The following is a 24,987-nucleotide window of genomic DNA, read 5'->3' on the forward strand; positions in this document are numbered from 1 at the left end:
AACCGATTCGAAGCGTCCTCTCGCCCCTGGGCATTGACCGCGCCGGATACGAGTACGCGGTGGTGTGTAGGCATAAGGCTAATCGTTTCGGGATTGCCGGGGCGCGGTGAATGGCGAGAAGACCGACCCCTGCGATGGCCCCCGGCACCCGCACCCACACGTCTGCGCGCTAACCGCGGTGCCCGACGCCCGAACTACTCGGTGTCGACGTGCACATCAGCCAATTGGATCGAGACCAGCGTCGGGAAGGGCAGCGAGCGATTTCGGGGGCCGATCGGGTGGACCCACCGACGCGTCGGGAACACCAGCCCGTCGGCCTCGATCGGTTCGACGCAATAGTGGGCGGCCCGTGCCCAGTGTCCGATCGCCTCGGGTACATAGTCATGGCGGCGAAGCAGACCGTCACCATCGAAGTAGAAGGTCTGCCGCGGTGAGTGGGTGTCGATGGTGGCCGGGAAGCTGGCCCTGAGCCGGCGCCACGTCTGGCCCCCTTGCTGCCACGGTTGCGCCTCGCTGACCTCGACACCTTCGCGCGTCAAAAGGTAAGGGGTGGTGAGGTAGTTCCACATGGCGTAGCCGGCGAAGTAGACCGAATCCAGCGGATCCCAACGGATATTCCGCCGCAGGCCCGAGCGACCGAAGAAGGCCGCGCGCGCGTTCGTTCGTGAACTCAGGACCTGCCCGTCGTCGCTTTCGATCCACACCTGCAGGCGCTCGAAGACACCGCGTTGCCCGGCGCGCGGGAATGGGTCCAAGACCACCCGCTGCCGCGCAACGGTGACCGTGATGCGGTAATCGGCTAGCCGATTTCCGGGGACACGGGTCCGCAGCAGCAGGCCTCCCGTGCGCACCCGAGCGTGGATGGTTGCGGCGTTGCGCCACCGGGTAAGACCCCCATGCGCGTCTAGCACCTCATCCAACAGGGCGCTCATCGCACGCGACTCCGTGCCGGGGCCTGGTCGATGCTCATCGGTGTAATCGAACACCATTTCCGGCGGCCACGGATCGGGTCAGCAAAAGACGATCAGTGCTCGGGCCGCATCGGCGGATGACTCACATGCCGCCCGCGCAATCGAACCAGGCCTTCCACGACAATCGCACCGACCAAGAACCCGCCCAGCACGCAAAGGTGAGCGGGCGTCGTCGCGGCCGCATAGACCGTCATTGCCGCGAAAGACGCGACGCAGGCCACCGCACCCGTGACGGCCAGCACGCGGGTCAGGCGCGTGATGCGCAGTCGCAGCACCGCCAGGTTGACGGCCGCGAAGATGAGCAGAAATCCGGCCGATCCCATCAGGCTAATGCCTTCGATGTCAACGGCATTCACCACGACCAGGGTGCCGGCGGTCGTGGCCAGCAGACCGCCGATGGGCCGATCCCACACCGGCTTTCCCAGGGCGGCCGGCAGTTCTCCATTGCGGGCCATCAGGTAGGTGAATTTTCCTGTGCCGTAGAGGGTTGCGTTGATGGCGCTGGCCGTGGAAATCACCGCGGCGATCCCGATCAGTTCGAAGCCGGCCGAGCCCAGGAACGGGCGTGCCGCGACGGCCAGCGCGTAGTCGCGGTCGTGATCGATTTGCGCGACATCGAGATTGCCGACCGCGACGAACGCCACGAGCACGTACAGAACGATCACCACGCCGATCGAGATGAGGTATGCCAACGGCAGACTGCGACGTGGATTCCGGGCGTCCTCGGCGGCGTTTGCGATCAGCTCAAAACCCTCGTACCCCAAGAAGATCAATGCACCGGCGTAGACGATCACCCCGAAAGAAGGATAGTGGGCGGGCGAGACACGGCTGCCGTCGACGAAGGCCAGCCCCGCCACACAGAACAGCAGCAGGATCGCGAGCTTGCCGTACACCAGAAACGACTCGGCCCGGCCCACTATCTGCGCGCCGGCCAGGTTCAACGCGGCGAACGCCACCACCACTGCGCTGGCCAGGACGCGGCGCCAGGGCCCGTCCGGGTCTGCTCCCAGCAACACCGCCCCGTAGCTGCCGAAGGCCACCGCGTACAGCCCCAACATGACGAAATAGCTCAGCCACAGCAGCACGTTCAGTGGCCCACCGATCGCGGTGCCGAAGCACTTGTCCAGAAAGAACGCGGTGCCACCGCGGCTGCGAATCCGCACCGACAACAACGAATAGGACCGCCCGGTCAGAGCCGCGATCACGCCGCCGGCAACAAACGACAGGTAGGCGCCCGCGTCGGCGATCTGCACGGTCAACCCCAGAACCGAGAAGATCCCGCCACCGACCATGCCGCCGATACCGATCGACACCAGCGCGCTGACCCCAAGCTCACCCCCCTCGGGCTGTCCACCCGCGCGTTGGCGCCCCGCCGGGGAATCTCTGCTGCCCTTGGCCGGGGGCGACGCCGGCGCCGTCACTTGTCAGCGTTTCGAACAAGATTCGGGCGCCCGGGGGTTCGGTCGGGACGCACGTGGCGGTCGAGCCAGTAGCGGGTGGCCAGCTTGACCCGGTCTTCGATGAGGAACCAGAACAGCGCATATGCCCACACCAGTGCGGCCCAACGCCAGCCCAGCGGTGTCATGAGCGCACCGTAGACGGCGATCAGGGTGGCGACGGTCTGAGTGCCGATGACCGCGACCAACAGTATGGGTGCCGGCGCGGGCTTGGACCAGAACGCATGCCGGGTACGGGTGACGAACACGGTCAGATGGCCCGATACCGACAGCTTAAGGAAGATCAGCGTGCGGATCAGGTCCTGATCCAGCCCAAAGACCTGCTTGGCCAGCGCCAGGAGCAGGAAGGTTTCGGCGACCCCCATGATGCCCAGCGCGGTAGCGATGGTGAGCACGCTGCGCATGTCCCAGGCGGTGGGCCGATTCGCGCCCCGGACGTGGTCGTAGGCGATGGCCAAGATCGCGCCGTCGTTGAGCAGCGCCAGGAACACGATCATGACCGCGGTGACCGGGAAGAAGTTCATGAAGACGATCGCCAGAGTGATCAACAGCAGCACCCGGATCGTCTCGGCGATGCGGTAGGTGGCGTAGTTGGTCATCCGGGCGAAGATCTCGCGGGCTTGGCGGATCGCGTGCACGATCACCGACAGCCCTTCGGCCAGCAACACGACGTCGGCGGCGGCGCGGGCGGCGTCGGTGGCCCCGGCAACGGCGATGCCGGCGTCGGCCTGTTTGAGCGCGGGGGCGTCGTTGACACCGTCACCGGTCATGCCCACAATGTGCCCGCGCCACTGAAGCAGACGGACGATGCGGTACTTGTGTTCGGGAAACACCTGGGCGAACCCGTCGGAGGCTTCCACCCGAACCGTCAACTCGTCGTCGTCAACGGCGCTGTCGAGCGTGCCCGCGTCCAGGATCTGCTCCCCCAGGCCCACCTGACCGGCGATTTCGCGGCCGATCGCCACCTGATCACCGGTGACCATTTTGACCTCGACACCCAGTTCCCTTGCCGCAGCGATGGTCTCGGCGGAGTCAGCACGCTGGGGGTCGGCCAGCGCCAGCACTCCCAGCAGCCGCCAGGTCTGGTCGCCATCGGCGCGGGCCACGCCAAGAGAGCGGTACCCGCGGCTGGCGAATCCGTCAACCACATCGCTGACCTGGCTGCTGACCCCGTCTTGCCCGCACAACGCGGCGATGATCTGCGGTGCTCCTTTGCTCACCCGGAATCGCCGCCCGTCGGAGTCCTCGATGGCGGCTTCGGTGCGCTTGCTCACCGGGTCGAACGGGGTGAACCCCTGCACGTGCACTTCGGGCGGCGCACCCGCGGCGGCCAGCACGGCCAGATCGATGGCGTCGTTGTTCTCGGAGCGCGAAGCCATGGCGGCAACCCCGAGTAGATCGTGGTTGTCGACACCTGGTGCCGTCCACTGGGCCGTCAACGCCAGCCGGTTCTGGGTAAGAGTGCCGGTCTTGTCCGAGCACAGCAGGTCGACACCGCCGAGTTCCTCGACCGCGGGCAGATGGCTGACCACCGCCTGGTGCCGGGCCAGCTTGCGGGCACCGACCGCCATGGTCACCAACAGCACCGCCGGCAATGCCACCGGCACCGAGGCGATGGTCACCACGAGCGCGAACTCCAGTGTCTCGAGCACCGCGTTGCCGCGGATCAGCGAGACCGCCACCGTCAACGCCACCAGCGCCGCGGCCAGCACGATCAGATAGTTGCCGATACGCAGCACCGCGCGCTGAAAGTGGCTGACCGTACCCGCCTCACCGACCAGCGCGGTGGTGCGCCCGAAATATGAGGCGGCGCCGGTCGCATAGACCACCGCGTCGGCTTCGCCGCGCACCAGTACCGAGCCCGAATACAAGACCTGCCCCTGCCCGCGCGACACGGCGAGCGATTCACCGGTCAGGGCCGATTGGTCCACCTCGAGCGTCACGTCATCGAGTACCCGCACGTCGGCGGGCACCACATCGCCAAGCCGGACCCGCACCACGTCGCCCGGTACCAGCTCCCGCAACGCAACGGTCACCCACGCGCGGTCCCGCAGCACCCGAGCCGAAGCGGCGAGTCGTTGCTTGAGCGCGGCGATTGCGTTGGCCGCCTGATGTTCTTCGACGAAGGCCACCCCGCCGTTCATCATCAGCAGCCCCGCGATGATCGCGGCATCGGTCCAGTGCCGGGCCGCCAGCGACAGCACCAGCGCCGCCTCGATCATCCATGGGATCGGGGCCCAGAAATATCCGAGGAAAACCAGCACCGGGTTGCGCCGCTGTTCGGCTATCTCGTTGGCGCCGTATCGCTGCAATCGCTGCGACGCCTCGGTCGCGGTCAAACCTTGTGCAGAGCTGTCCAATTCATCGAGCAGCTGTCCCAATGACAGTGTCGTCAGTTCGTCGGTGGCCTCCGTCACCCCTCGCACCTCCCACCTCGGTTTTCACACCGCCCCACGACCGCACAATCTGTTGAACCCACGTTCGCATCGCCGTTGCGCGCCGCAACAGGGCCGAATGACTCCATTCCACACCGATGTCGGCCATCCGTCACGCCGAGCCGCGCCCGCCTGGGCTTCGACACACCAAACAGCCGACCGTCGTGCCGGTTTGGCGGGATTCGAAGTCGGCCTGGAGGAAGAAAGCCTCGTCAAGTCGGGACTATTTGCTCCTGACTCGGCTACCGCGCACCGGATAGCGTCGAGGTTGCATCCACCGGCGCGCCCGGCCGGACGGGTGCGAGTCACTCGACGAGGAGGACAGCATGATTGAGGTATTGACGGATTTTCCTGACGAGGTAGCGGCATTCGTGTGTCACGGGCATGTCACCAAGGACGACTACGAGACGGTGGTCATCCCCGATATCGAGAAGCGGCTGCTCAACCACGACAAGGTGCGCATCTACTACGAAATCGGTTCGGATTTCGGCGGCTTTGACCCTGGCGCCATGTGGGAGGACACCAAGCTGGGATTCAGCCACTTCCTCCGGTGGGAGCGGTTTGCCGTGGTCACCAACATCGAATGGATCAAGCAGACAGTGAAATTCGTCGGGTTCCTGATGCCCGGCGAGCTGCGCACCTTCACCCCGACGCAAGCCGAGGAAGCCCGCGCCTGGGTCAGCGCAGAATCCGGCTAGACCCACGCTCAACGCCGTTCGGGCGCGCTGGAGCAAAGGGCCTGTGCACCCGAGCCACTGGGCGTTACGGTGGTGTTTCAGCGAGGGATGGTGACCATCGATGGCTGAGGATGCTCCGTACACAACGCAGGCACACCCTGCCCAGCGGGGTGGCATTTCGGGTATCCCCGGCGAGCTCATCGATGCCGGATTCGAGAACGTCGCCGAAGTCGGACGCGGTGGCTTCGGCATCGTCTATCGCGCCTTCCAGCCGTCCCTGGATCGCACCGTCGCGGTCAAGGTCTTGACGGCTGACCTCGATCCAGACAACCTCGATCGGTTCCTGCGTGAACAACGCGCGATGGGCCGATTGTCCGGGCACCCGCACATCGTCACCATCCTCGAAGTCGGTACCACCGCGACCGGCCGTCCGTTCCTGGTGATGCAGTATCACCAGAACGACTCGCTAGAAGCGCTGGTCCGGCGCAACGGGCCGCTGGACTGAGGCGAGGTGGTGCGGCTCGGGGTCAAGGTGGCCGGCGCCTGGAGGCCGCGCACCGGGTAGGCACGCTGCATCGTGACGTCAAACCGGGAAACATCCTGATCTCCGATTACGGCGAGCCGCAACTCACCGACTTCGGCATCGCCAGGATCGCCGGAGGTTTCCAGACCTCGACGGGGGCGATCACGGGTTCCCCGGCCTTCACCGCCCCCGAGGTGCTCGAGGGTGCACCGCCGACGCCGCAGTCGGATGTGTATTCACTTGGTGCGACACTGTTTTCCGCCATCACCGGTCATGCCGCCTTCGAGCGCCGCCGCGGTGAAAAGGTGGTGGCCCAGTTTCTGCGGATCACCTCGCAACCGATCCCGAATCTGCGTGGGGAAGGCCTGCCGGCCGACGTGGCCTCGGTGATCGAAAAGGCGATGGCGCGCGATCCCGCGGATCGTCCCGACAGTGCCGCCGCTTTTGGTGAGCAACTTCGCCAAGTTCAGCGTGAACATGGCGTCGCCGTCGACGAGATGGCGCACCCGGTCGAGTTGGGGGCGCCCCGCAGCGATCTGGCCACCGCCCGGTCGACGTACGGACACGACACCCATGCACCCCGGCACCGCCCACCCCCGCGACCAAGTATCGTCCCCAGGTTCCCGCCCGGTCGCGGGTCAGCCGCCGGCGGCTGACCGACGCGCTCAGCGCGGCCGGCCGGCGCCGGCTCATTCTGATCTACGCGCCCTCGGGGTACGGCAAGAGCACGCTGGCCGCCCAGTGGCGCGAGGAACTGGTGCGCGCGGGCGTCGCGGTCGCGTGGCTGACGATCGACGATGGCGACAACAACCCCGTCTGGTTTCTGGCGCATCTGCTGGAGTCGATCCGGCGGGTGCATCCGGGGGTGGCCGAGTCACTGGACCACGTACTCGAGGAGCACGGCGACGACGGGAGCCGCTACCTACTGACGTCGATCATCGACGCCCTGCACGACGCCGACGAGCCGACCACCCTGATCGTCGACGATTGGCAGCGCGTGTCCGACAGCCAAACCATCGCCGCCCTGAGTTTTCTGCTCGAACACGGGTGCCATCACCTGCAGATCATCGTCACCAGCTGGTCCCGGACGGGACTGCCGTTGAGCAGACTGCGACTGGCCGATGAGCTGGTCGAGATCGACTCGGCGGCTTTGCGTTTCGACTCCGGCGAGGCGACGTCATTCTTCGACAGCCTCGGTGGGTTATCGCTGACCGGCAACGATGTGGCCGCCCTGACCGAGTCAACCGATGGCTGGGCCGCCGGGCTGCAACTGGCCGGGCTGTCCGTGCGAGGCGGCGCCGACGCGTCGACGCTGGTCGGCAAGCTCTGCGGCACCAGCGAGGTGATCGGTGAGTTCCTCGCCGAGAATGTCTTGGCCTCACTGGAACCCGAGATCGTCGATTTCGTCCTGGCCACCTCGATTCCCGAGCGAATATGCGCGGATCTGGCTTCGGCCCTGGCGCAGGTGCCCCGGGGCCAAGCGTTGCTGGAGCAGGTCGCCCAGCGTGGCCTGTTTCTGCAGCCGGTCGACGGGGAACCGGGCTGGTTTCACTACCACCAGATGTTCGCCGAGTTTCTGCGCCGCCGGCTCGAGCGCGACGATCCGCAGCGGGTCGCGCAGCTGCATCGCACCGCGGCGCTGTGGCTCAAAGAACACGACCGGCTCCACGATGCCGTCAAGCACGCGTTGGCGGCCGGCGATCCCGCTCTTGCCGTCGACTTCGTCGAGGATGACGAAACCAACCTGCTCGAACAGTCCAAGATGACGACCTTGCTCGAGATCGTCAAGAAGCTGCCGCCACGGCTGATCGTCTCCCGGGAGCGGCTGCAACTGGCCATCGCTTGGGCGAACATCCTGCTGCAACGCAAGGTGCCCGCCGCGCTCAATCTGTTCACGAAGGCGCTCGATCACGCGGACCCGGCCACCCAAGCCGACCTGCGGGTGGAAGCCGATGTGCTACAGGCGGTCGCGGACACGTTCGCCGACCGCATCGACCGGGTGGACACGCTTGTCGCCGAGGCACTCTCGAGGCCGCAAACGTTTCATCCGCGGGTGCCCGCGGTCGCCGGAAACGTATCGGCGTTCGCCGCGCTCTACCGGTTCCAGTTCGACCAAGTGCGCCGCCTCTTGGCGTGGGCAACACCCTACCGAGAGATGATGGGCCCGTTCGTCAGCGTCTACGCGCGGTGCTATCTGGGCTTGGCCGCCAAGTTTGCGCTCGATATTGCGACCGCGGTCGCCGAGTTCCGGCGAGCCGTGGAGATCGCACAGAGTTGCGGAACGAACTCCAACGCGACGCGGATCGCCGGCGCCTTCCTCGGTGAGATGCTGCACGATGTCGGCGAATTGACCGAAGCCAAGCTCCTGCTCGACGAGAGCTATCGGCTGAGCCCGGAGGGCGGCGGAGTGGACTACCTGGTGGCGCGGTTTGTGGCCGGCGCCAGAGTCAATGCGGCGCACGGGGATTGCGCCGCAGCGGCGGAGCGGCTGGAGGCTGGGATGGCGGTCGCCGACCAGCTGCACCTACCGCGACTGTCAGCGGCGATCAACCACGAGCGGGTCAGGCTGGGCATCGGCCTCTCGCCGCCGGTTTCTGCCCGGCTGCGCGATACCCGCCACAACTCGAGTGACGACGGAATGGTCACGCTCACCTACGAACTCGATGAAGCCTCCGCTATTCGGTTGCTGTCGGCCGGCGGTTCGGAGCAGGACCGCGCTGACGCCCACCGACGCGCTCGCGATCTGTTGACCGGTATTGATGCCACGCTACGACCGTGGGCGGCGTTGCGCGCTCAGCTATTGCTGGCCGAAACGCTGCGCGCAGCGGGACTGCAGCCCGATCCGGAGTCGGCCGGCCTCGCACAACGCTGCAACGAGCTGGGGCTGGTGCGCCTGGCCGTCGAAGCCGGCCTTACCTAGTTTCGGGACCTAGTTTCGGGACCTGGTTTCCGGCACCGTCCAGGTTGCTGCTCACCAGAAAAACGGCGGTTGGATATCGACGATGCCGTTGCCGCCGGTCGCGTCGGCCACCGCCTTGTACGCGCGAGCGAGCGCGAGATTGAAGTTCCCGGCACCGGCGCTGGCCTGGGCATCGGTGACCAGTGCCCAGGCATTGTTTCCGGCACCGATGGCCACACCGCCGTTGGCGGGGTTGACTTCGGCTAAGGTCGACGAGCCGATCGCCGCGGCCGTGTTGAAAACGCCGCCGCTGACGGCGGCAGTGCCCGCGGTCACCGCCGTGGCGCCATTGGCAATAGCGCTGCCACCACCGACGCCGAATACGGCGTTGAAGTCGCCGTGGGAGACGGCGGTGCCGCCGTCCATCGCCAGCGCGGGGTTGGCGGTGGCCACGTCGGCGTTCTGGATGTCGCTGATGGCCCAGGCCGAGTTGAAATTGCCGGTCACTACGCCGCTGGTGGTGTCGCCGGTGGCGGCGGAATCGGCGAAGTTGACGGCGCCCAGGCTGTTGCCGACCGCCCCGGCCACATTGAAGTCGCCCACGATGCTGGCGGTGGCGGTGCCGTTCAGGTTGGCGTTGGCGATGGCTTGGTTGACCTCGGCGTCGCTGTACTGGTCAAAGGCCCAGGCCCGGTTGAAGCTGCCGGTGGCGTCGGCGTTGGCAGCGCCGGTGAACGTCTGGGCGGTCACATCGTTGACCAGCGCGGCGCCGCCGCCGAAGGCTCCGACCGTGTTGAAGCTGCCGGTGGCCCCCGCGACGGCGTCCATACCGTCCGCGCGGGCGGTGTTGACTTCGGCGGCGCTGCCGTCGAAGGCCCAGGCGTTGTTGAAGCTGCCGTCCGCGCTCGCGGTGGCCCCGTTGTCGGAGCCCGCGGTGTTCACCGACGCGACACTGGCGCCGAAGGCTCCGGCCATGTTGAAGCCGCCGGAGGCGGCAGCGCCCCCGGTGACGTCGTTGACCGCCGCGAAACTGTCGGCCCCCATGGCGCAGGCACCGTTGAATACGCCGCCGCCGACCCGGGCGGTGCTGTTCTCGCCGACGGCGACCGCCAGCGAGCCAAAACCCGCGGTGGTGGCATTGGCACTGCCCCGCTGCAGCAGCTGCACCCCGCTGAACGACACGGCCAGATCCAGGTTCTGCGCGGCCGCGGCGTTGACGGCCTCGGCGGCGGTGTAGGCGGCCGCGCCCGAGTGCAAGCCCGCCACCAGCTGGCGGTGAAACGCCGCCACCTGGGCGCTGAGGGTCTGATAGGTCTGGGCATGCGTGCCCAACAGCGACGCGATGGCCGTCGACACCTCATCGGCAGCCGCGGCCAGCAGATCGGTTGTCGGGACGGCGGCGAGGGCATTGGCCGCCGCGATCGTTGAACCGATGCCGGCCAGATCGGTGGCCGCAGCCGACACCGCCTCGGGCACCGCGCTCACGTACGACATCACGCGCCTCTCGTCGGCCCGGTCAAGGCCTGGCTTCGCACCCGGAAAGCGCCCTTGATGCTGAAGGCAGATCAGACGCCGATCGTAACGTCCCACGGCCGGCCACCCGCGGCTTTTCGGCGGCGCCGCCTCAGCTCCCGGGGTGCTGCGCGCCCCGCGCGCCCGCCCCATCGGCCGGTTCGTCGTCGTCCTCGGCGTCGGCCACCGTCAGCGGCAGCGCCAACTCTTCCAGTGGGCGCTGTTCGACGGCGATGCCGAGCCAGAGTTCGACCAGGCCGGCCACGGCCATCACCGCGGCACCGATGATGAACGACCAGAACACCTGGCTACGCTGCCCGGACTCGATCAGCTGACCGAACAGCAGCGGGCCGCTGATGCCGCCGATCGCGGTGCCCACCGCGTAGAAGAAGGCGATGGCCAGGGCTCGGGTCTCCATCGGGAAGATCTCGCTGACCGTCAGGTAGGCCGCGCTCGCGCCCGCCGATGCCAGGAAGAACGCCGCCGCCAACACGATGATGAACGTCCAGACACCGCCGGTCTGGTTCACAAATATCACCGCGAGCACCACGGCTATCACCGCGGATCCGATGTAGGACATCGTGATCATGGGCTTGCGGCCGACGGTATCGAAGAGCCGCCCCAGCACCAGGGGCCCGACAAAGTTGCTCAGCGCCCACACGATGAAAAACAGCGGCACGTGTCCGGATTCGACACCGTAGAAGCCGCTTAGCAACGTGCCGAGATTGAACGTGACCCCGTTGTAGAGGAACGCTTGACCGATGAACAGCGCCAGCCCAAGAAAGGCCCGCCGCGGATAGCGGGTAAACGCGACCCGGGCGATCTCCCACAAGGAAATCCTTTGACGCTGACGTATCTTGAGCGGCCGCCCCGGCGGGTCAGGTAACCGCTGGCCGGTGTCGCGTTCTACTTCCTCCTCGATCTCCCGAACGATCTGCTCGGCTTCCTGCTCACGCCCATGAATGAACAGCCAGCGTGGGCTTTCCGGGACGTTGCGCCGGACCAGCAGCACAAAGATGCCGAAGATGGCACCCAAGCCGAAGGCAAGCCGCCACCCCATGTTGGGCGCGAAATTCGAGGTGTCCAACAGGACCAGCGCCCCGGCCGCTCCAGCGGCCGAACCCAGCCAATAGGTGCCGTTGATGATCAGGTCAACGCGGCCGCGCACGCGGGCGGGTATCAGTTCGTCGATCGCCGAGTTGATCGCGGCGTACTCTCCCCCGATGCCGGAGCCGGTGAAGAAACGCGCGATGAAGAAATACCAAGGTGCGAAGGCGAATGCGGTGGCCACGGTGGCCGTCAGGTACACCGCGAGGGTCAACAGAAACAGGTTGCGCCGCCCGAAGCGGTCGGTGAGGTGGCCGAAGAACAGTGCCCCCAGGCAGGCCCCGGCGATGTAGAACGACGCCGCCACGCCGATCTGCGCGGGCGTCAGGTTGATCCCGCTGCCATGCTCGGTCAGCCGCGCCGACACGTTGCCGACCATGGTGACTTCGAGCCCGTCGAGGACCCACACGCCGCCAAGCCCGATCACGACGCGCCAGTGGAATCGTCCCCACGGCAACCGGTCCAGCCGTGCAGGTACGTGCGTCGAGATGGTCCCGGTTTGCGCGCGTGCGCTCATCGCTGACTCCGTTTCTGGGTGGGCAGTCGGGTACGCACCGGCGCGTATCGACAGGCCTCGAGCGCGACGTCTTCGGTGCCGGGACATACCGCGGGCTCACCGGAACCAAAGGCGCCGTCCAGCGACATTAGCCAATCAATCGGCAAAACTCGTAGGCGACCTTCCGACCCGAGTCCGGGCGATCACGGTGCTGGCGGCCGCCGCGGGACCCGTCGGGGCGGGTGCGCTCCCGCGGGGCGCCACCAAGTGGTTAGCTTCGGGAATGCAACGCACACCCGAGTTGGCCCGGCGTTTATACGATCGCTTCGAACCCATCCACGCCGTCACATATTTTGCTCCGGAGGCCCGGGCAGCCCTGGCCAACCTTGGGTACCGCGGATTCTGGATGGGCTATTTCGCCGCCCGATCGGCCCCGCTGGGCCAGGTGGCGCCGGAGGTCGTGACAGCCGCCTTCTACAACTTCGCACCCGCACGGGTGGCCAAGGCCCTGCCCGCGGCCTGGGACATCGCCGAGCCGCGGCTGGCGCTGCAGGCTCGCCAAGATTCGGCGGTGGCTGCCCTACGGCGTTACGGGCTCACCGACGACGACAACGTGCGCAGCGCTGGCCGGCTGGCCGGCAGCGCCGCCAGCCGGGCTTCGCTGGAGGGGCGCGCATTGTTTGCCGCCAATCGCGCCCTGCCGTGGCCAGAGGATCCGGTCGCGGCGCTGTGGCACGCAACGACCCTGCTGCGCGAGCATCGCGGGGACAGCCACGTAGCGGTGCTGGTGGCCGCCGGCGTCTCCGGACGCGAGTCAAATGTGTTCCACTGCGCGGCCGACGGAGTCCCCAACGACTACATGAAACTAACCCGCCACTACGACGACGCCGAGTGGCAAGCCTGTGTCAACAGCCTGGTCGGCCGCGGCCTGCTCACCGAAGAAGGATCGTTGGCGCCCGCCGGGCGCGAATTGCATGAGCACCTGGAGAACACCACCGATGCGCTGGCGCTGCGCGCCTTTGACGGTCTCGACGACGCCGAGCTGGACGCGTTGTTCCAGGCATTGACACAGGTCGCAAAGACCGTGATTTCCGCGGGTGACCTGCCCTCGGTGACGCCGATGAGTATACGGCGCGACTTTTAGCCACTGCTCGGATCGTATGGTCGCGAGGTGACCTCGCGCGGGCGAAACAGCGGACCGCGACAAGGCCCCTGTCCTCGTTGAACTTTCGCGCCCGATGCCGAAACCCGCTGCCACGCGGCCTCGTCGGGCATCCGTTCCCGCGACGGAACTCCGTTGTACAGCAGATGATTTCGGCTCGCCCGTCAACGCTAGTTCCAAACACCGACGCGCGCAACGGCGGTACGGCCGAAGCACCCACCGATGACGCCCGCGCCGCTGTTCACCGCATGCGCAGCCTCCGGGAACCGATAAGGTGGGATGCATGGCCTGGCGTCGCTCAGCCGCCCCGATAGTGGCATACCTTGTGGTACTGATGGCGCCGGCCTGCAGTCCAGCGGCCGATTCGGGGTCACCGTCGTCAAGCAAGCGCTCCACCGCCAACACTGGAACCTCGATGCCGGCGCTGTTCTATGCCAAGGCGGGTTCGCTGTATGTGAGCGATCCCGCCGGAACCCCCGGACGCAAGCTCACCGACGGACCGGCCGACACGCAGCCGGCGCCGTCCCCCGACGGCACGCGGGTGGCCTATGTCCACAAGAACAGCGCCTCGGACTACGGCGGTGAGCTGTGGGTGCTCGACCTGGCTGAGGATGCGCCGGCGGGGGCGCCCCACCGACTCGTGGACCCCGCCGCCCTCCCGCCGCCCCCCGGGCATCGACTCGGGCAGATCGTCAACCCGCGCTGGTCACCAACCGGCAAGCAGATCGCGTTCCTGCAGAACGACAGCAACGGCACCATGGCCGGCGGCCTGCTGATCGTCGCGGCCGCCGACACCGGCTCGGTGCTGTCGCCGCCGCAGCGCCCGGCCGCGGCCGACCAATATGCGTGGGCGCCGGACGGCAACCACATCGCGTGGGCGAACGCGCGCAGCGACGTGTCCCCCATCGACGTCAATGCCCTCGAGGTCGGCGCGGCCTCGGCTCCGGTCGCGATGGACACCAACGCGTATTCGGTGGCCTACGGCAGCGACGGTCGGTCGATCCTGTTCACCAACGGCGATGCCTCCGGTCCGAACTTCACCGAGATCCCGTTTGCGCTTCGCGACGGTGGCATCTATTCCGCCGCCGCACCCGGCGGCACCGGCACCGATCCGGCCGGAGCTCCCAGGACGGTGTTCGCCAGAGCCGGCTCCTACTACTCCGATCTCGCGGCGCTGTCCTCCGGCGAGCTGGCTTTCACCGAAACCCGAAGCGGCGAAGGCGAATCGTCGAAAAACCTGCAGCTTCTCGATGTCTCGGGCGGCGCGCCGCAAACGATTGCCGCCAACGTCGCCGCCGAGGTCCAGGGGCCCCGGTGGGGAGCCGGCGACGTGGTCGCCTACCTGGAGAGCTCACCGGGCAAGCCGCTGGTCATCACCGATCTGGACAAGCGCACCCGCCAACAGATCGACACTGGGGTGGATGCGTTCGCCTGGCCACCCCAAGCCGCGACGGCAACCAGCGGCGGCTAGCGGTCACTTCCGCCCGGGCAGCTTCATCACCGTGCGCACGATCGGCAAGAGCGACTTCTGCCAGAGGGTGGGCGGGACGCCCATCGGCGGATCGAGGTTGAATACCCGCGCGGTGGCGATCGTCTGCGATTCGGTGTACTTGAGCAGCCCCTCGGGGCCGTGCCTGCGGCCGACCCCGGAGATTCCCATGCCGCCCATCGGTGCGCTCAGGCTTCCCCAGGCGAAGGCATAGCCCTCGTTGACGTTCACCGTTCCCGACCGCAACCGGGCGGCGATCTTCTCCCCCTCGGCGGTCGAGCCCGCCCATACGCTGGCGTTGAGCCCGTATTCGGTGTCGTTGGCCTTCTCAACGGCTTCCTCGACGTCGGCAACCGGGTAGATCGAGACGAGCGGCCCAAACGTTTCGTTGTCCGCGCATTCCATTTCGTGGGTGACATCGGTCAGCACGGTCGGCTCGTAGAACAGCGGCCCGACATCGGGTCGAGCCTTGCCACCCGCAATCACCTTGGCGCCCTTGGCCGTTGCGTCATCCACGTGGCCGGACACGGTCTTGAGCTGTCCCTCGGAGATCAGGCTGCCCATGTCGACCGAGAAGTCGTAGGCGGTACCGAGCTTCATGCTTCGCACCGCATCGCCGAACTTGCGGGTGAACTCGTCGGCGATGTCTTTCTCGACGTAGATCCGCTCGATCGAGATGCACAATTGGCCCGCGTTGGAGAAGCAGGCGCGGGTGGCCGCCTTGGCCACCTTGTCGAGGTTGACGCCGCACGTCACGATCATCGCGTTCTTGCCGCCCAGTTCGGCCGAGAAACCGATGAGCCGACGGCCGGCGTGCTCGGCGAGCCGGCTGCCCGTCGCCGACGAACCGGTGAACATCAGGTAGTCGCAGTTATCGGCGATCGCGGTACCCACCACCGAGCCCGGGCCCGGCACGATCGCATACAGCGCGCGCGGCAGGCCGGCCCGGTACAGCAGCTCGGCGCACGCCAGTGCGCAGTACGGCGTCTGGCTGTCCGGCTTGAGCACCACCGCGTTACCCGCGATCAGCGCGGGAACCGAGTCCGACGCCGTGAGCGTCATGGGGTAATTCCATGGCGAAATCACCCCGACCACGCCTTTGGGCTGGTAGCCGACCGTGGTCTTGCCGATCCCGGGCAGCAGCGCCTGTACCGTGCGGGGCTTTAGCAGGCCCGCGGACACGCGTGCGTAGTAGTTGGCGTTGGCCACCAGGTCGACGACTTCCTCCTGCGCCGCCCAGCGCGCCTTGCCCGCCTCGGCCTGCAGCAGGTCCATCAGAAACTCGCGGTTCTCGATGACCAGATCGCGGTAGCGGCGGATGACCTCCGCGCGTTCGCTGACCGGACGCTTCGCCCAGTTGGCCTGTGCCGCGCGAGCTTCGGCAAACGCTGCCTCGACGTCTTCGGCGGTGCCGACCGGGATGGTGGTCAACGGTTTGCCAGTAAAGACCTCGTCGATGGTCCGGGTCGGACGAGCATCGACGTCCTTGATCGCGGCAAGGCTCAGTAGACGCTCGAAGACCGCGGATGACGGAACAGGCATATCGCTACCTCTCGAAGACGCACAGATTCGTTGGACATTTATAGGGCAAATGTAAGCCAGTTATAACAACAGACTAGCCGCCGATGAATTTGCTCAACCCAATGGCGACGAGTAGCCCGAATCCGGCCGGGCACCGCCGCCGAGTCGGGCCGCGAGGCGGCGCAGCGCTCAGCGCGGACTCGGTGCCAGGAAGTGGAACGGCGCGGCCGGCTCGAACTTCTGCGACACATCGCCGCCCTGATCGTCGGGGACACCGACGGTGAGCTTCATCGGTTGCGCGGCGGGCGTCAGATCGACCTTGTCGAGATCGACCCAGATCACCGACGGGTTGATCACCGAGTCGAAGTAATAGCGCCGAGCGTCGTGGTCGACCACCGATCGCCATAACGTGGACGCGATGTTGGGCTTGTCGGGGTCACTCATGCCCAGCGGTACTCCGATCGAGCGCATCTGCGAGAACACCGCCGCCACCGCCTGGCGCCGATCACTGAATTGCGGTGACGCCTTCAGGGCGTAGCTGGCGCGCACAAAGCGGTCCGCGGAGGTGATGGTTCCGGGCAGCATGTTGTGCCCGCCGATCAGATCCCAGTAGGTGTTGATGGCGAGCTGCTGCTCGAATACCGGCGAATTCGTCAACACCGTGTGGTCACGACTGTGGTGGATCACCAGCTTGGCGTCGAGGTACTCGAAGATCGCCGAATCGCCACCGGCGTCGGACAACGCGACATGCACCGAGGCGGCACGTCCGTTCGGCGCGTCGGCCGAGACCACCGTCATCGGATCGGCGCTCATCGCCTCGACCGCCTCAGCGACCGTGCCGAAATTGTCGAGCAGGTACTGCAGCCAGGCCCCCACCGAGATCGTCGGCTTGGACCGCGCGCCCTGGTCGCCGTAATCGGACTCGGTCAGGTAGAGCAGGTTGCCCACCATCCCCGCTTCGTTGACGCCGTCGGAGGTCGCCAGGTCGTAGATGCTCAGGATCACCGAGCCGTACTTCGAGGTCCACGTGATCGACCCCGCCCCCACCCCGCCGTCGCGGCGCATGCCGCGGGGAAACACCCAGCAGTCCGTTTGCATGTCCAGGTCGTTCCAGTCCATGCCGCGTCCGGTGACGCAGGTCCCCGTGCCGGTCCTGTAGAGAATGCGTGTACACATGCGACTCCCCGTTCCTGAAGCGACTGACCCCGAAACCGGTTCTGGGTCAAGCTGATCCCGAACAAACCGCCGTCATCGACCAACCGGTGCCGATGCTTTGGCGTCGAAGCCGATTATGGACCGTCGCAGTTCTGACCAGACCGCGGGCGGCACCGGCCCGATCCGGTCGAGCATCCGCCGGCGCACAAAGCCAGAAAACCAACGACCAAAACACTGTCCCACCCGTCCCACCCGACACTAGAGTGCTGTTTCGTGGGCATTAACGTCTTCGGCAATGGCCGGGGCCGGTGGTTGGCATTCACGGCCTCGCTGGCCTTGTCGGCCGCCATGATCTACGCCCAGAACGCCAAGCCTCCCTGTTGCGTCGAGCCGCCGGCGGCCGCTCCGGTGTCCCCCGCATCCCCGGCACCCGCACCGGTCAGCGCGCCGCACACCGCCAGTCCGGTGGAGGCCCAGTCGCTGGCGGCGAACGTGCCTGTGACAGCTCAGGAATTCCAGTTCTCCCTGCCCTCCGGTGTCGCGCCGGAAAGTGGGTTGCAGGTCAAGACCATCTGGGCGGCCCGCGCCATCAGCGTCTTGTTTCCCCAGATCACCACCATCGGCGGGTTCCGGCAGGATCCGTTGAAGTGGCATCCCAACGGGTTGGCCATCGACGTGATGATCCCCGACCACGCCAGCCCCGAGGGAATCGAGCTGGGCAACCAGATCGCCGGCTACGCGTTGGCCAACGCCAAGCGCTGGGGTGTGCTTCACGTGATCTGGAGGCAGAAGATCTACCCGGGCATCGGAGCGCCGACCTGGACGGCGGACTACGGCTCCGAAACGCTCAACCACTACGACCACGTGCATATCGCCACCGACGGCGGCGGATACCCGACCGGCCAGGAGACCTACTTCATCGGGTCGATGAAGCCGACGCCGCGGGAATGATCGATTCGGCGCTGCCCGCCATCGCCGTGCTGCCGCGGCGGTGTCGCGGCGTCAGATATTCATGAAGCGATTCACGCTCCGGTGCGATACTCGCAGGCATCAGGACGGCTGGAAACCAATGGGGGAAGCGCGACCATGAGTGATGTCATTCTGCCCGCGGCCCAGGCGGCCACCGCAGCCACGAATGTCGGCGATGTGCGCACCGGAATGAGTTCCGATGCCCTGCGTCAGGCGATTGAAGACCACCTGCGCTATTCGCTCGGGCGTCCCGCGGCCCTGCTGGAGCCCAAGCATTACTACCGCGCGCTCGCGCTGGCTGTGCGCGATCGGATGCAGCAGCGCTGGATCGAGACCACCCAGACCTATCTGGATCTCTCCCGCAAAGTGGCCTGTTACCTGTCGGCGGAGTTTCTGCTCGGCCCGCACCTGGGCAACAACTTGCTCAACCTGCAGATCGAGGAGGAGGCGCGCGCCGCGCTGACCGCGCTGGGGCAAGATTTTGACGAGGTACTGGCCTGCGAGGAGGAGCCCGGCCTGGGCAATGGAGGGTTGGGCCGGCTCGCGGCCTGCTATCTGGACTCGCTGGCCACCCTGCAGCGCCCGGCGGTCGGCTACGGGATCCGCTACGAGTTCGGCATCTTCGACCAGGAGATCCGCGACGGCTGGCAGGTGGAGAAGACCGACAACTGGCTGGCCGACGGCAATCCCTGGGAGATCGTCAAACCCGAACTGAACTACCGGGTCGGCTGGGGCGGCCTCACCGAGTCCTACATCGATGAGCGGGACAGATACCGGGTGCGCTGGATTCCCCAGCGCGCGGTCAAGGGCGTCTACTACGGCACGCCCATTCAGGGCTACGGAGTCAACACCTGCAACACCCTCACGCTGTGGAGCGCCCGGGCCATCCAGTCACTGGCGCTGGATGCGTTCAACGCCGGCGACTACTACCGGGCGGTCGATGACCAGGTGGTGTCCGAAACCGTCACCAAGGTGCTCTACCCCAACGATGAGCCGGAAGTCGGCAAACAACTGCGGCTGGCCCAGCAGTACTTCTTTGTGTCCTGTTCGCTGCAGGACATCCTGCACCTGCTCGAGGACTTCGCCGGCTTGCCCGTGCAGGAGCTGCCCAACCGCGTGGCGATTCAACTCAACGACACCCACCCCTCGATCGCCGTGGCCGAGCTGATGCGGCTGCTGGTCGATGAACGTGACCTGAATTGGGAGGAGGCCTGGCGGATCACCGTGGCGTCGCTGGCCTACACCAATCACACCCTGTTGCGGGAAGCTCTCGAAACCTGGCCCCTGTCGATGTTTGAACGGTTCCTGCCGCGACATCTGGAGATCATCTACGAGATCAACCGGCGTTTCCTCGACGAGGTACGGGCACGGTTTCCCGGCGATGAGAACCGGGTCCGGCGGATGTCGCTGATCGGCGAGGACGGCGACCGCAGCATCCGCATGGCGCATCTGGCGACCGTGGGCAGCCACGCGGTCAACGGTGTCGCGGCGCTGCACTCCGAGCTGTTGAAAACCACTGTGCTCAAAGACTTCTACGAGATGTGGCCGCAGCGATTCAGCAACAAGACCAACGGGGTGACCCCGCGCCGATTCGTTGCCCTGGCCAATCCCGGCCTGCGCAAACTGCTCGATGAAACACTCGGCCCTGGGTGGTTGCGCAACCTGGACCGCTTGAGCGAGCTGGCGCCGTTGGCCGGTGATCCGGCGTTTCAGCAGCGGTGGCGGGCCGTCAAACGAACCAACAAGGCCCGGCTATCGGATTATGTGCGGTCCTGCACCGGTATCGAGCTCGACCCGGACTGGCTTTTCGACATCCAGGTCAAGCGCATCCACGAATACAAGCGCCAGCATCTCAACGTGCTGCACATCATCACCGCCTACCACCGGCTCAAGCTCAATCCGGATCTGGAAACCGCTCCGCGCGCATACATTTTCGGCGGCAAGGCGGCACCCGGCTACATCATGGCCAAACTCATCATCAAACTGATCAACTCCGTCGCGGAAATCGTCAACTCCGATCCCGACGTCAACGACCGGATGAAGGTCGCGTTCATCCCGAACTTCAATGTGCAAAGCGGCCAGATGATCTATCCGGCGGCCGATCTCTCCGAGCAGATCTCCACGGCCGGCAAGGAAGCATCCGGCACGGGCAACATGAAGTTCATGATGAATGGTGCACTGACCATCGGCACCCTCGATGGGGCCAACGTCGAGATCCGCGAGCAGGTGGGCGCGCAGAATTTCTTCCTGTTCGGCCTGACCGTCCAGGACGTGCAGCGGGTTTTGGCCGCGGGCTATCGTCCCCGGGACTACATCCGCGAAAACGCGGAACTCTCGGCGGCTCTGGGGTTGATTGGTTCGGGAGCGTTCTCCGGCGGTGACCCCGAGGTGTTTGCGCCGCTGATCGCCAACCTGAGCGAGCGGGATCCGTTCTTGGTCAATGCCGACTACGCCGACTACCTGCGCGCCCAGCAGGAAGTCAGCAACACCTGGCAAGACACCGAAAGCTGGACTCGCAAGTCGATTCTCAACTCCGCCTACAGCGGGAAGTTTTCCTCAGATCGGGCGATCGCCGAATATTGCGACGATATCTGGAACATCGCCGCGGTGACCATTGGGTTCCGCCCGGACTGACTGCCCGGCTCGCCGGCGAGTGGCCGACACCTGCGCGGCGAGCACTCCCGTCCGCACTGGATGCCGCCCAAGGTACCCCCTTGAATAACCTTGGGCGGCATCACCATTAGCGACTATTGACCGCCGCGGTGCCGTCGGAGCCGGTGCAGGACTGCCGTAATCCCGGCCGTAGACGATCAGCCGGGATTACGGGTCGGCTGGCTGTCAGTGCAGCAGTCCGGAACGGCGACCGCCGGTGATGCCGGAGTGCCGCCTGCCCATCAGCGAGGCAACCGCGGCCACGCCAACAGCGGCCACGATGACCTGGACCAGCAGTTCGAGCCAGTCGACGCCACTGGTCGCGGTCGGGATTCCGACAGCCTTTGCGATCGCGGTCCCGATGAACGCGGAGACGACGCCGACCAGGATGGTGACGAGCACTCCGATGGATTGTCGGCCTGGCACGACGAGTCGGCCGAGCACGCCGATTACCGTGCCGATGAGAATTGCAGTGATAACGCCGGTGATAGTCATCTGTCCTCCAAGGGGGTTTGCAGGTGCAGTTGAAATACCCCCGGCGCCGGCCACATAAACGTCGGCGCGATGTACACACCGCCCACCGCTATCCGAATCGGCCGGCACTGGCCCGGATGTGCGGTAAACGTCGGTCGCAAGAAATTCACCCGGTTGAACGAATCTCGGCCCTAGGGTCGAAGCCTATGGAATCCGCTGCGCAGCCCCACCGGATCGAAGTGGGAGAAACCGTCTGCAACGACGGCACCGTGATCGGCCACACGGCGGCCGGCGAGGGCCCGGCCTTGGTGTTGTTGCCCGGCTGGTCGCTCACCGCACAGATCTTCCGCCATCAGCTGGCTGGTTTGTCGCACACATGGCGGGTGCTGGCGATCGATCATCGCGGGCACGGTCGTTCGTCAACCCCCCAGCTCGGCTATCACATCCACCGCCTTGCCGCCGACCTGCGAACCGTATTGCAGACGCACCAACTCGATCAGGTCCATCTGCTCGGACATTCGATGGGGTGCGCGGTGATCTGGTCCTACCTCGAGCTATTCGGTACCGATCGGCTCGCCTCGCTGCTGCTGGTCGACCAGATGCCCTGCGCGCTAAGAAATCCCGCGTGGACCGGTGCCCAGGCTCTCGAGGCCGGAGCGACGATGGACCCCACCGGACTGTTCGCGTTCACTGATCGGCTGCGCGCCGATGGCGATGACCCGCGTCCGGACTTCGTCACCGAGGTTGTCTCCGAAGGCATCGGAGCAGATGAATTGGCCTGGCTCGTGGAGCAAGGCCAGACGTTGGACCGCCGCTGCGCCGCCGACCTGATCTTTGACGTGGCAACCCATGACTGGCGCGGGCTGATGGCGCACATCGGCTTGCCAACGCTGGTGCTGGCCGGCGACTCGGTCAATGTGCCGATCGCTTCCCAACGATGGATGTGGCGGCAGATCCCCGGCGCGCAATTTGCCCGGGTCCCGGGACGGCGGGGTGGCACGCACTTCCCATTCCTGGAAAACCCGCAGACCTTCAACGACGTGGTGTCGCAGCATCTTTGCGCCCACCGGCCCGGCTGAGACCGGCCGGCCTCTGGCAAGCGCTTCGCGGGTACGGTGATCTAGGCCGGTGGGACCATGCGCAGCGAAACCCCGCTGTATCCGCCGGCGACCAAGTTGTATGAATTCGCGTAGTCCGAGTCGTGAAAGCTGAAGAAGTTGAGGACGAGCTTGGAAATCTCGGAACGCCCGGTGAGGTGGTGCAGACCCTGACATGCGTCGATCAGCGACCGCTCCGCCGTGCCATAGGCATGGGCAAAATAGTTCAATCGCTTGACGAAGGCCGGCGCCGCCTTGGCCACCGGCAAGGCATGTAGCGAGTCGAGAGCCAGATTGGTTTGGCGGCGCGTGAGGTCCTTCTCCAAGCGTGTGGTCATCGGGTCGTCGGCGCACACGCGGGCCAACACCTCATCGAACCTGGAATCCGTTGCCGCTGTGGCATCGGTGATCCGATTCGCCAGATCCTCACGGCCGGACTGATTCTTCAACAACTCGGGCCCGATGTCGCTCAGCAGGCAGACGAGACGATTGCACGCTGAAAGTGCGCGGAACAAGAGCAGATCGATCTCTTCCATCGGCACGTCGCGGTACTCGGGTGTGTCCAGCAGGAAGGCGATGTAGTACCCCAGGGTGGTGGAGGCCAAGATCGCATCGGCGCTGCTTTCCAGCCGCTGGCCGATTCCGCCCCTGAGTCCCGTGCCGATCATCCGATTGACGCCGGTGTAGCGCCCGAGCAGATAGCGCCGCACCGGTTCGGCGTAGCGCAGTCCCCTGATGGCGCGCAGCACCCCGCGAGCGGCGATGATGTTGCCGACGAGCAGCGGCCACAGCGCGGCGCGCACGTCAGCTCGCACATTCCGGCCGCATTGTGCGTTGAAGGCCTTGACCAGCTGTGAATAGGCAGCTCCACTCGGCGTCTGAATCAAGAAGTCGATGCGACGAGCGCTCGCGCGGCTATCGGCGAGCAACATCGGCGCTGCGGGCCTTGGCCTCGATAGCGCACGGATGGCCGCGTGATTGACATCGGTCGCAAGTTTGCGCCGCAGCCGTTCGTGGGGGCCGTCGAGGCGAGGATCCATGCCGAGCCCGATGCCCAGATCGTTGGCGACAGCGTCGAAAGCCAGGTACGTGTTTAGGGCGGGGCTTTGTCCCAGCAGGTGCTCGGCGTGGGCGTCCTCCATTGAGTACAGAAGTACCTTTTCCGTCATCGCATGCGTGGCTCCGCTGCCGCTGAGACGCAGCCATTCGGGCTGCGCCGGACTCTGCGGCGACGAGCACCACAGGAAGAAGTCGCGGCACGGCGAGTCGGCAAATGCATCCTGCAACACGCCAGCAATGCCTTTGGTGAGGTTGTCCAGCACCTCGTCGTGGGAGTTGCGCCGAAAACTGGCGATGTCCACGGCGTTTTCCCCGGCCATCAGCGCTCCCGGCAGCAGATCAGTTGCGACAACGCGATCAGATCGCGGGATCGCACGGCATCGGGCAGTGCCGCGACAGTCGCTTGAATGCGTTGATCGGCGCATCGCTGCACGGCGTGGCGTCCCGCGGCAACGTCGACAAGGGTTGCGGCGCGATCGATGTCACCGGTTGCCATGAAACTGCCGGAGTGGCAGAGCGCCGCCGGTTCGATGGCCGCTTCGGATCGTGAGTTCAGTGCGGCCGCCACCGTCAGTGTCGCGTTACGGCGGCCAAGGTCGTTGACGCATTGGAACGCCAGACCCAATTCACGGCCGAACCGTTCCAACGCCGCAATCGTGGCATCGCCGGCATCGGCGGCCAAAGCGCCTAGACCGCAACAACAACCGATCAAGGCCGCAGTCTTGCCTGCGGCCATCCGCTCGTAACTGTCGACCGGGCCGGCTTGACCGCATTCGAATGCGCAATCCTCGAACCAGCCGATACACAAGTCCAGGCACGACGTCTCCAACCGCATGACCGCCCGGACCGCCACGCCCGAGTCAGGCAGGTCGGTCAGGGTCCGAATAGCCGCAGTCTGCAACGCATCTCCCAACAGGATCGCGTTGTCGATGCCCCAGATACTCCACACCGCGCGCCTGCCGCCGCGGGTCACCTCCCCAGCCATCACGTCGTCATGGAGCAACGTGCCGCTGTGCACCAACTCCACCGCCGCCGCAATCGGCGCCGCGTTGCCGGCATCACCGCCGCAGGCCGCGGCGGCCGCCCAGACCAGAGCGGCGCGAACGAACGTGCCCGACGATCCTGCTAGGGCGGATCTATCGATATCCCACCAGCCAAGGTGGTAGCCGGCCATCGTCGCCAACGGTTCCGGCATCGACTCGACGGCCCTGCGCAACACCGGATCACACGCGGCTCGAGCGCTGCTCAAAAACAGCTGCACAACCTCGGCGGGCACATCGCTCTCACAAGTCCCGTCCGCGGTCAACGTGCCTCCCCAACGCCACGGGAACG

16 protein-coding genes and 1 pseudogene are annotated in these 24,987 nt (G+C 66.1%); 7 read left to right on the top strand and 10 right to left on the bottom strand.

Annotated features, from left to right (window positions below; genetic code table 11):
- Positions 1–194: 194 nt before the first annotated feature.
- From MMSP_RS16540 to MMSP_RS16550, 3 genes are all read right to left on the bottom strand, one after another.
- Complete coding sequence (locus tag MMSP_RS16540) at positions 195–932, bottom strand: hypothetical protein (protein WP_036427348.1); 738 nt, start codon at positions 930–932, stop codon at positions 195–197.
- Positions 933–1,024: 92 nt separating this feature from the next.
- Positions 1,025–2,392, bottom strand: a complete 1,368-nt coding sequence (locus tag MMSP_RS16545) for an APC family permease (protein ID WP_015355401.1) — start codon at positions 2,390–2,392, stop codon at positions 1,025–1,027.
- A complete protein-coding gene (locus MMSP_RS16550) occupies positions 2,389–4,845 on the bottom strand; it encodes a plasma-membrane proton-efflux P-type ATPase (protein ID WP_020787555.1) in 2,457 nt (818 codons plus the stop codon). Before MMSP_RS16550 ends, MMSP_RS16545 begins: the two co-directional genes overlap by 4 nt.
- Before the next feature lie 344 nt (positions 4,846–5,189).
- Here MMSP_RS16550 and MMSP_RS16555 point away from each other — a divergent pair, with 344 nt between their 5' ends.
- Entirely contained in the window at positions 5,190–5,561 is a 372-nt protein-coding gene (locus MMSP_RS16555; RefSeq protein WP_011741014.1) for an STAS/SEC14 domain-containing protein, read from the top strand.
- Between the two features lie 100 nt (positions 5,562–5,661).
- Positions 5,662–8,983 (top strand): annotated as a pseudogene (locus MMSP_RS16560) (protein kinase).
- A gap of 51 nt (positions 8,984–9,034) precedes the next feature.
- Here MMSP_RS16560 and MMSP_RS16565 read toward each other — a convergent pair.
- Together MMSP_RS16565 and MMSP_RS16570 are read right to left on the bottom strand one after the other, a co-directional pair.
- Entirely contained in the window at positions 9,035–10,456 is a 1,422-nt protein-coding gene (locus MMSP_RS16565; protein WP_036427350.1) for a PE family protein, read from the bottom strand.
- A 130-nt stretch (positions 10,457–10,586) separates the two neighbouring features.
- On the bottom strand, positions 10,587–12,098 hold the full coding sequence (locus tag MMSP_RS16570) for an MFS transporter (protein ID WP_020787560.1): 1,512 nt from the start codon (positions 12,096–12,098) through the stop codon (positions 10,587–10,589).
- Positions 12,099–12,360: 262 nt separating this feature from the next.
- Here MMSP_RS16570 and MMSP_RS16575 point away from each other — a divergent pair, with 262 nt between their 5' ends.
- Positions 12,361–13,221, top strand: coding sequence for a hypothetical protein (locus tag MMSP_RS16575; protein ID WP_036427352.1), 861 nt, complete (start codon positions 12,361–12,363; stop codon positions 13,219–13,221).
- Between the two features lie 301 nt (positions 13,222–13,522).
- Complete coding sequence (locus MMSP_RS16580) at positions 13,523–14,710, top strand: PD40 domain-containing protein (RefSeq protein ID WP_174524076.1); 1,188 nt, start codon at positions 13,523–13,525, stop codon at positions 14,708–14,710.
- 3 nt (positions 14,711–14,713) lie between these two features.
- Here MMSP_RS16580 and MMSP_RS16585 read toward each other — a convergent pair whose 3' ends face one another.
- Positions 14,714–16,270, bottom strand: a complete 1,557-nt coding sequence (locus tag MMSP_RS16585; protein ID WP_020787562.1) for a succinic semialdehyde dehydrogenase — start codon at positions 16,268–16,270, stop codon at positions 14,714–14,716.
- Between the two features lie 168 nt (positions 16,271–16,438).
- On the bottom strand, positions 16,439–17,425 hold the full coding sequence (locus MMSP_RS16590; protein WP_036426631.1) for a linear amide C-N hydrolase: 987 nt from the start codon (positions 17,423–17,425) through the stop codon (positions 16,439–16,441).
- A 252-nt stretch (positions 17,426–17,677) separates the two neighbouring features.
- Between MMSP_RS16590 and MMSP_RS16595 the strand changes: the two genes are divergently transcribed.
- The gene (locus MMSP_RS16595; protein ID WP_020787565.1) at positions 17,678–18,355 is read left to right on the top strand and encodes a hypothetical protein; all 678 of its coding nucleotides are present in this window, start codon (positions 17,678–17,680) and stop codon (positions 18,353–18,355) included.
- Positions 18,356–18,562: 207 nt separating this feature from the next.
- Positions 18,563–21,007 (top strand): glycogen/starch/alpha-glucan phosphorylase, encoded by a 2,445-nt coding sequence (locus MMSP_RS16600; RefSeq protein ID WP_152522491.1) that lies wholly within the window; start codon positions 18,563–18,565, stop codon positions 21,005–21,007.
- Positions 21,008–21,211: 204 nt separating this feature from the next.
- On the opposite strand, the gene MMSP_RS16605 is transcribed toward MMSP_RS16600, so the two are convergent.
- Positions 21,212–21,520, bottom strand: a complete 309-nt coding sequence (locus MMSP_RS16605; protein ID WP_020787568.1) for a GlsB/YeaQ/YmgE family stress response membrane protein — start codon at positions 21,518–21,520, stop codon at positions 21,212–21,214.
- A gap of 185 nt (positions 21,521–21,705) precedes the next feature.
- On the opposite strand from MMSP_RS16605, the gene MMSP_RS16610 reads away from it, so the two are divergent.
- Positions 21,706–22,578: an alpha/beta fold hydrolase gene (locus MMSP_RS16610; RefSeq protein WP_020787570.1), complete on the top strand. Its 873-nt coding sequence runs from the start codon at positions 21,706–21,708 to the stop codon at positions 22,576–22,578.
- Between the two features lie 41 nt (positions 22,579–22,619).
- Here MMSP_RS16610 and MMSP_RS16615 read toward each other — a convergent pair whose 3' ends face one another.
- Together MMSP_RS16615 and idsB are read right to left on the bottom strand one after the other, a co-directional pair.
- Positions 22,620–23,975 carry a hypothetical protein gene (locus MMSP_RS16615; RefSeq protein WP_036426633.1) on the bottom strand — a complete coding sequence of 452 codons (1,356 nt, stop codon included), beginning with the start codon at positions 23,973–23,975 and terminating at the stop codon, positions 22,620–22,622.
- Positions 23,975–24,961: a geranylgeranyl diphosphate synthase IdsB gene (gene idsB / locus MMSP_RS16620; protein ID WP_036426635.1), complete on the bottom strand. Its 987-nt coding sequence runs from the start codon at positions 24,959–24,961 to the stop codon at positions 23,975–23,977. Before idsB ends, MMSP_RS16615 begins: the two co-directional genes overlap by 1 nt.
- Between the last annotated feature and the right edge of the window lie 26 nt (positions 24,962–24,987).

Origin of the sequence: Mycobacterium sp. 012931 (genome assembly GCF_000419295.1) — a bacterium.
GTDB classification, from domain to species: domain Bacteria; phylum Actinomycetota; class Actinomycetes; order Mycobacteriales; family Mycobacteriaceae; genus Mycobacterium; species Mycobacterium marinum.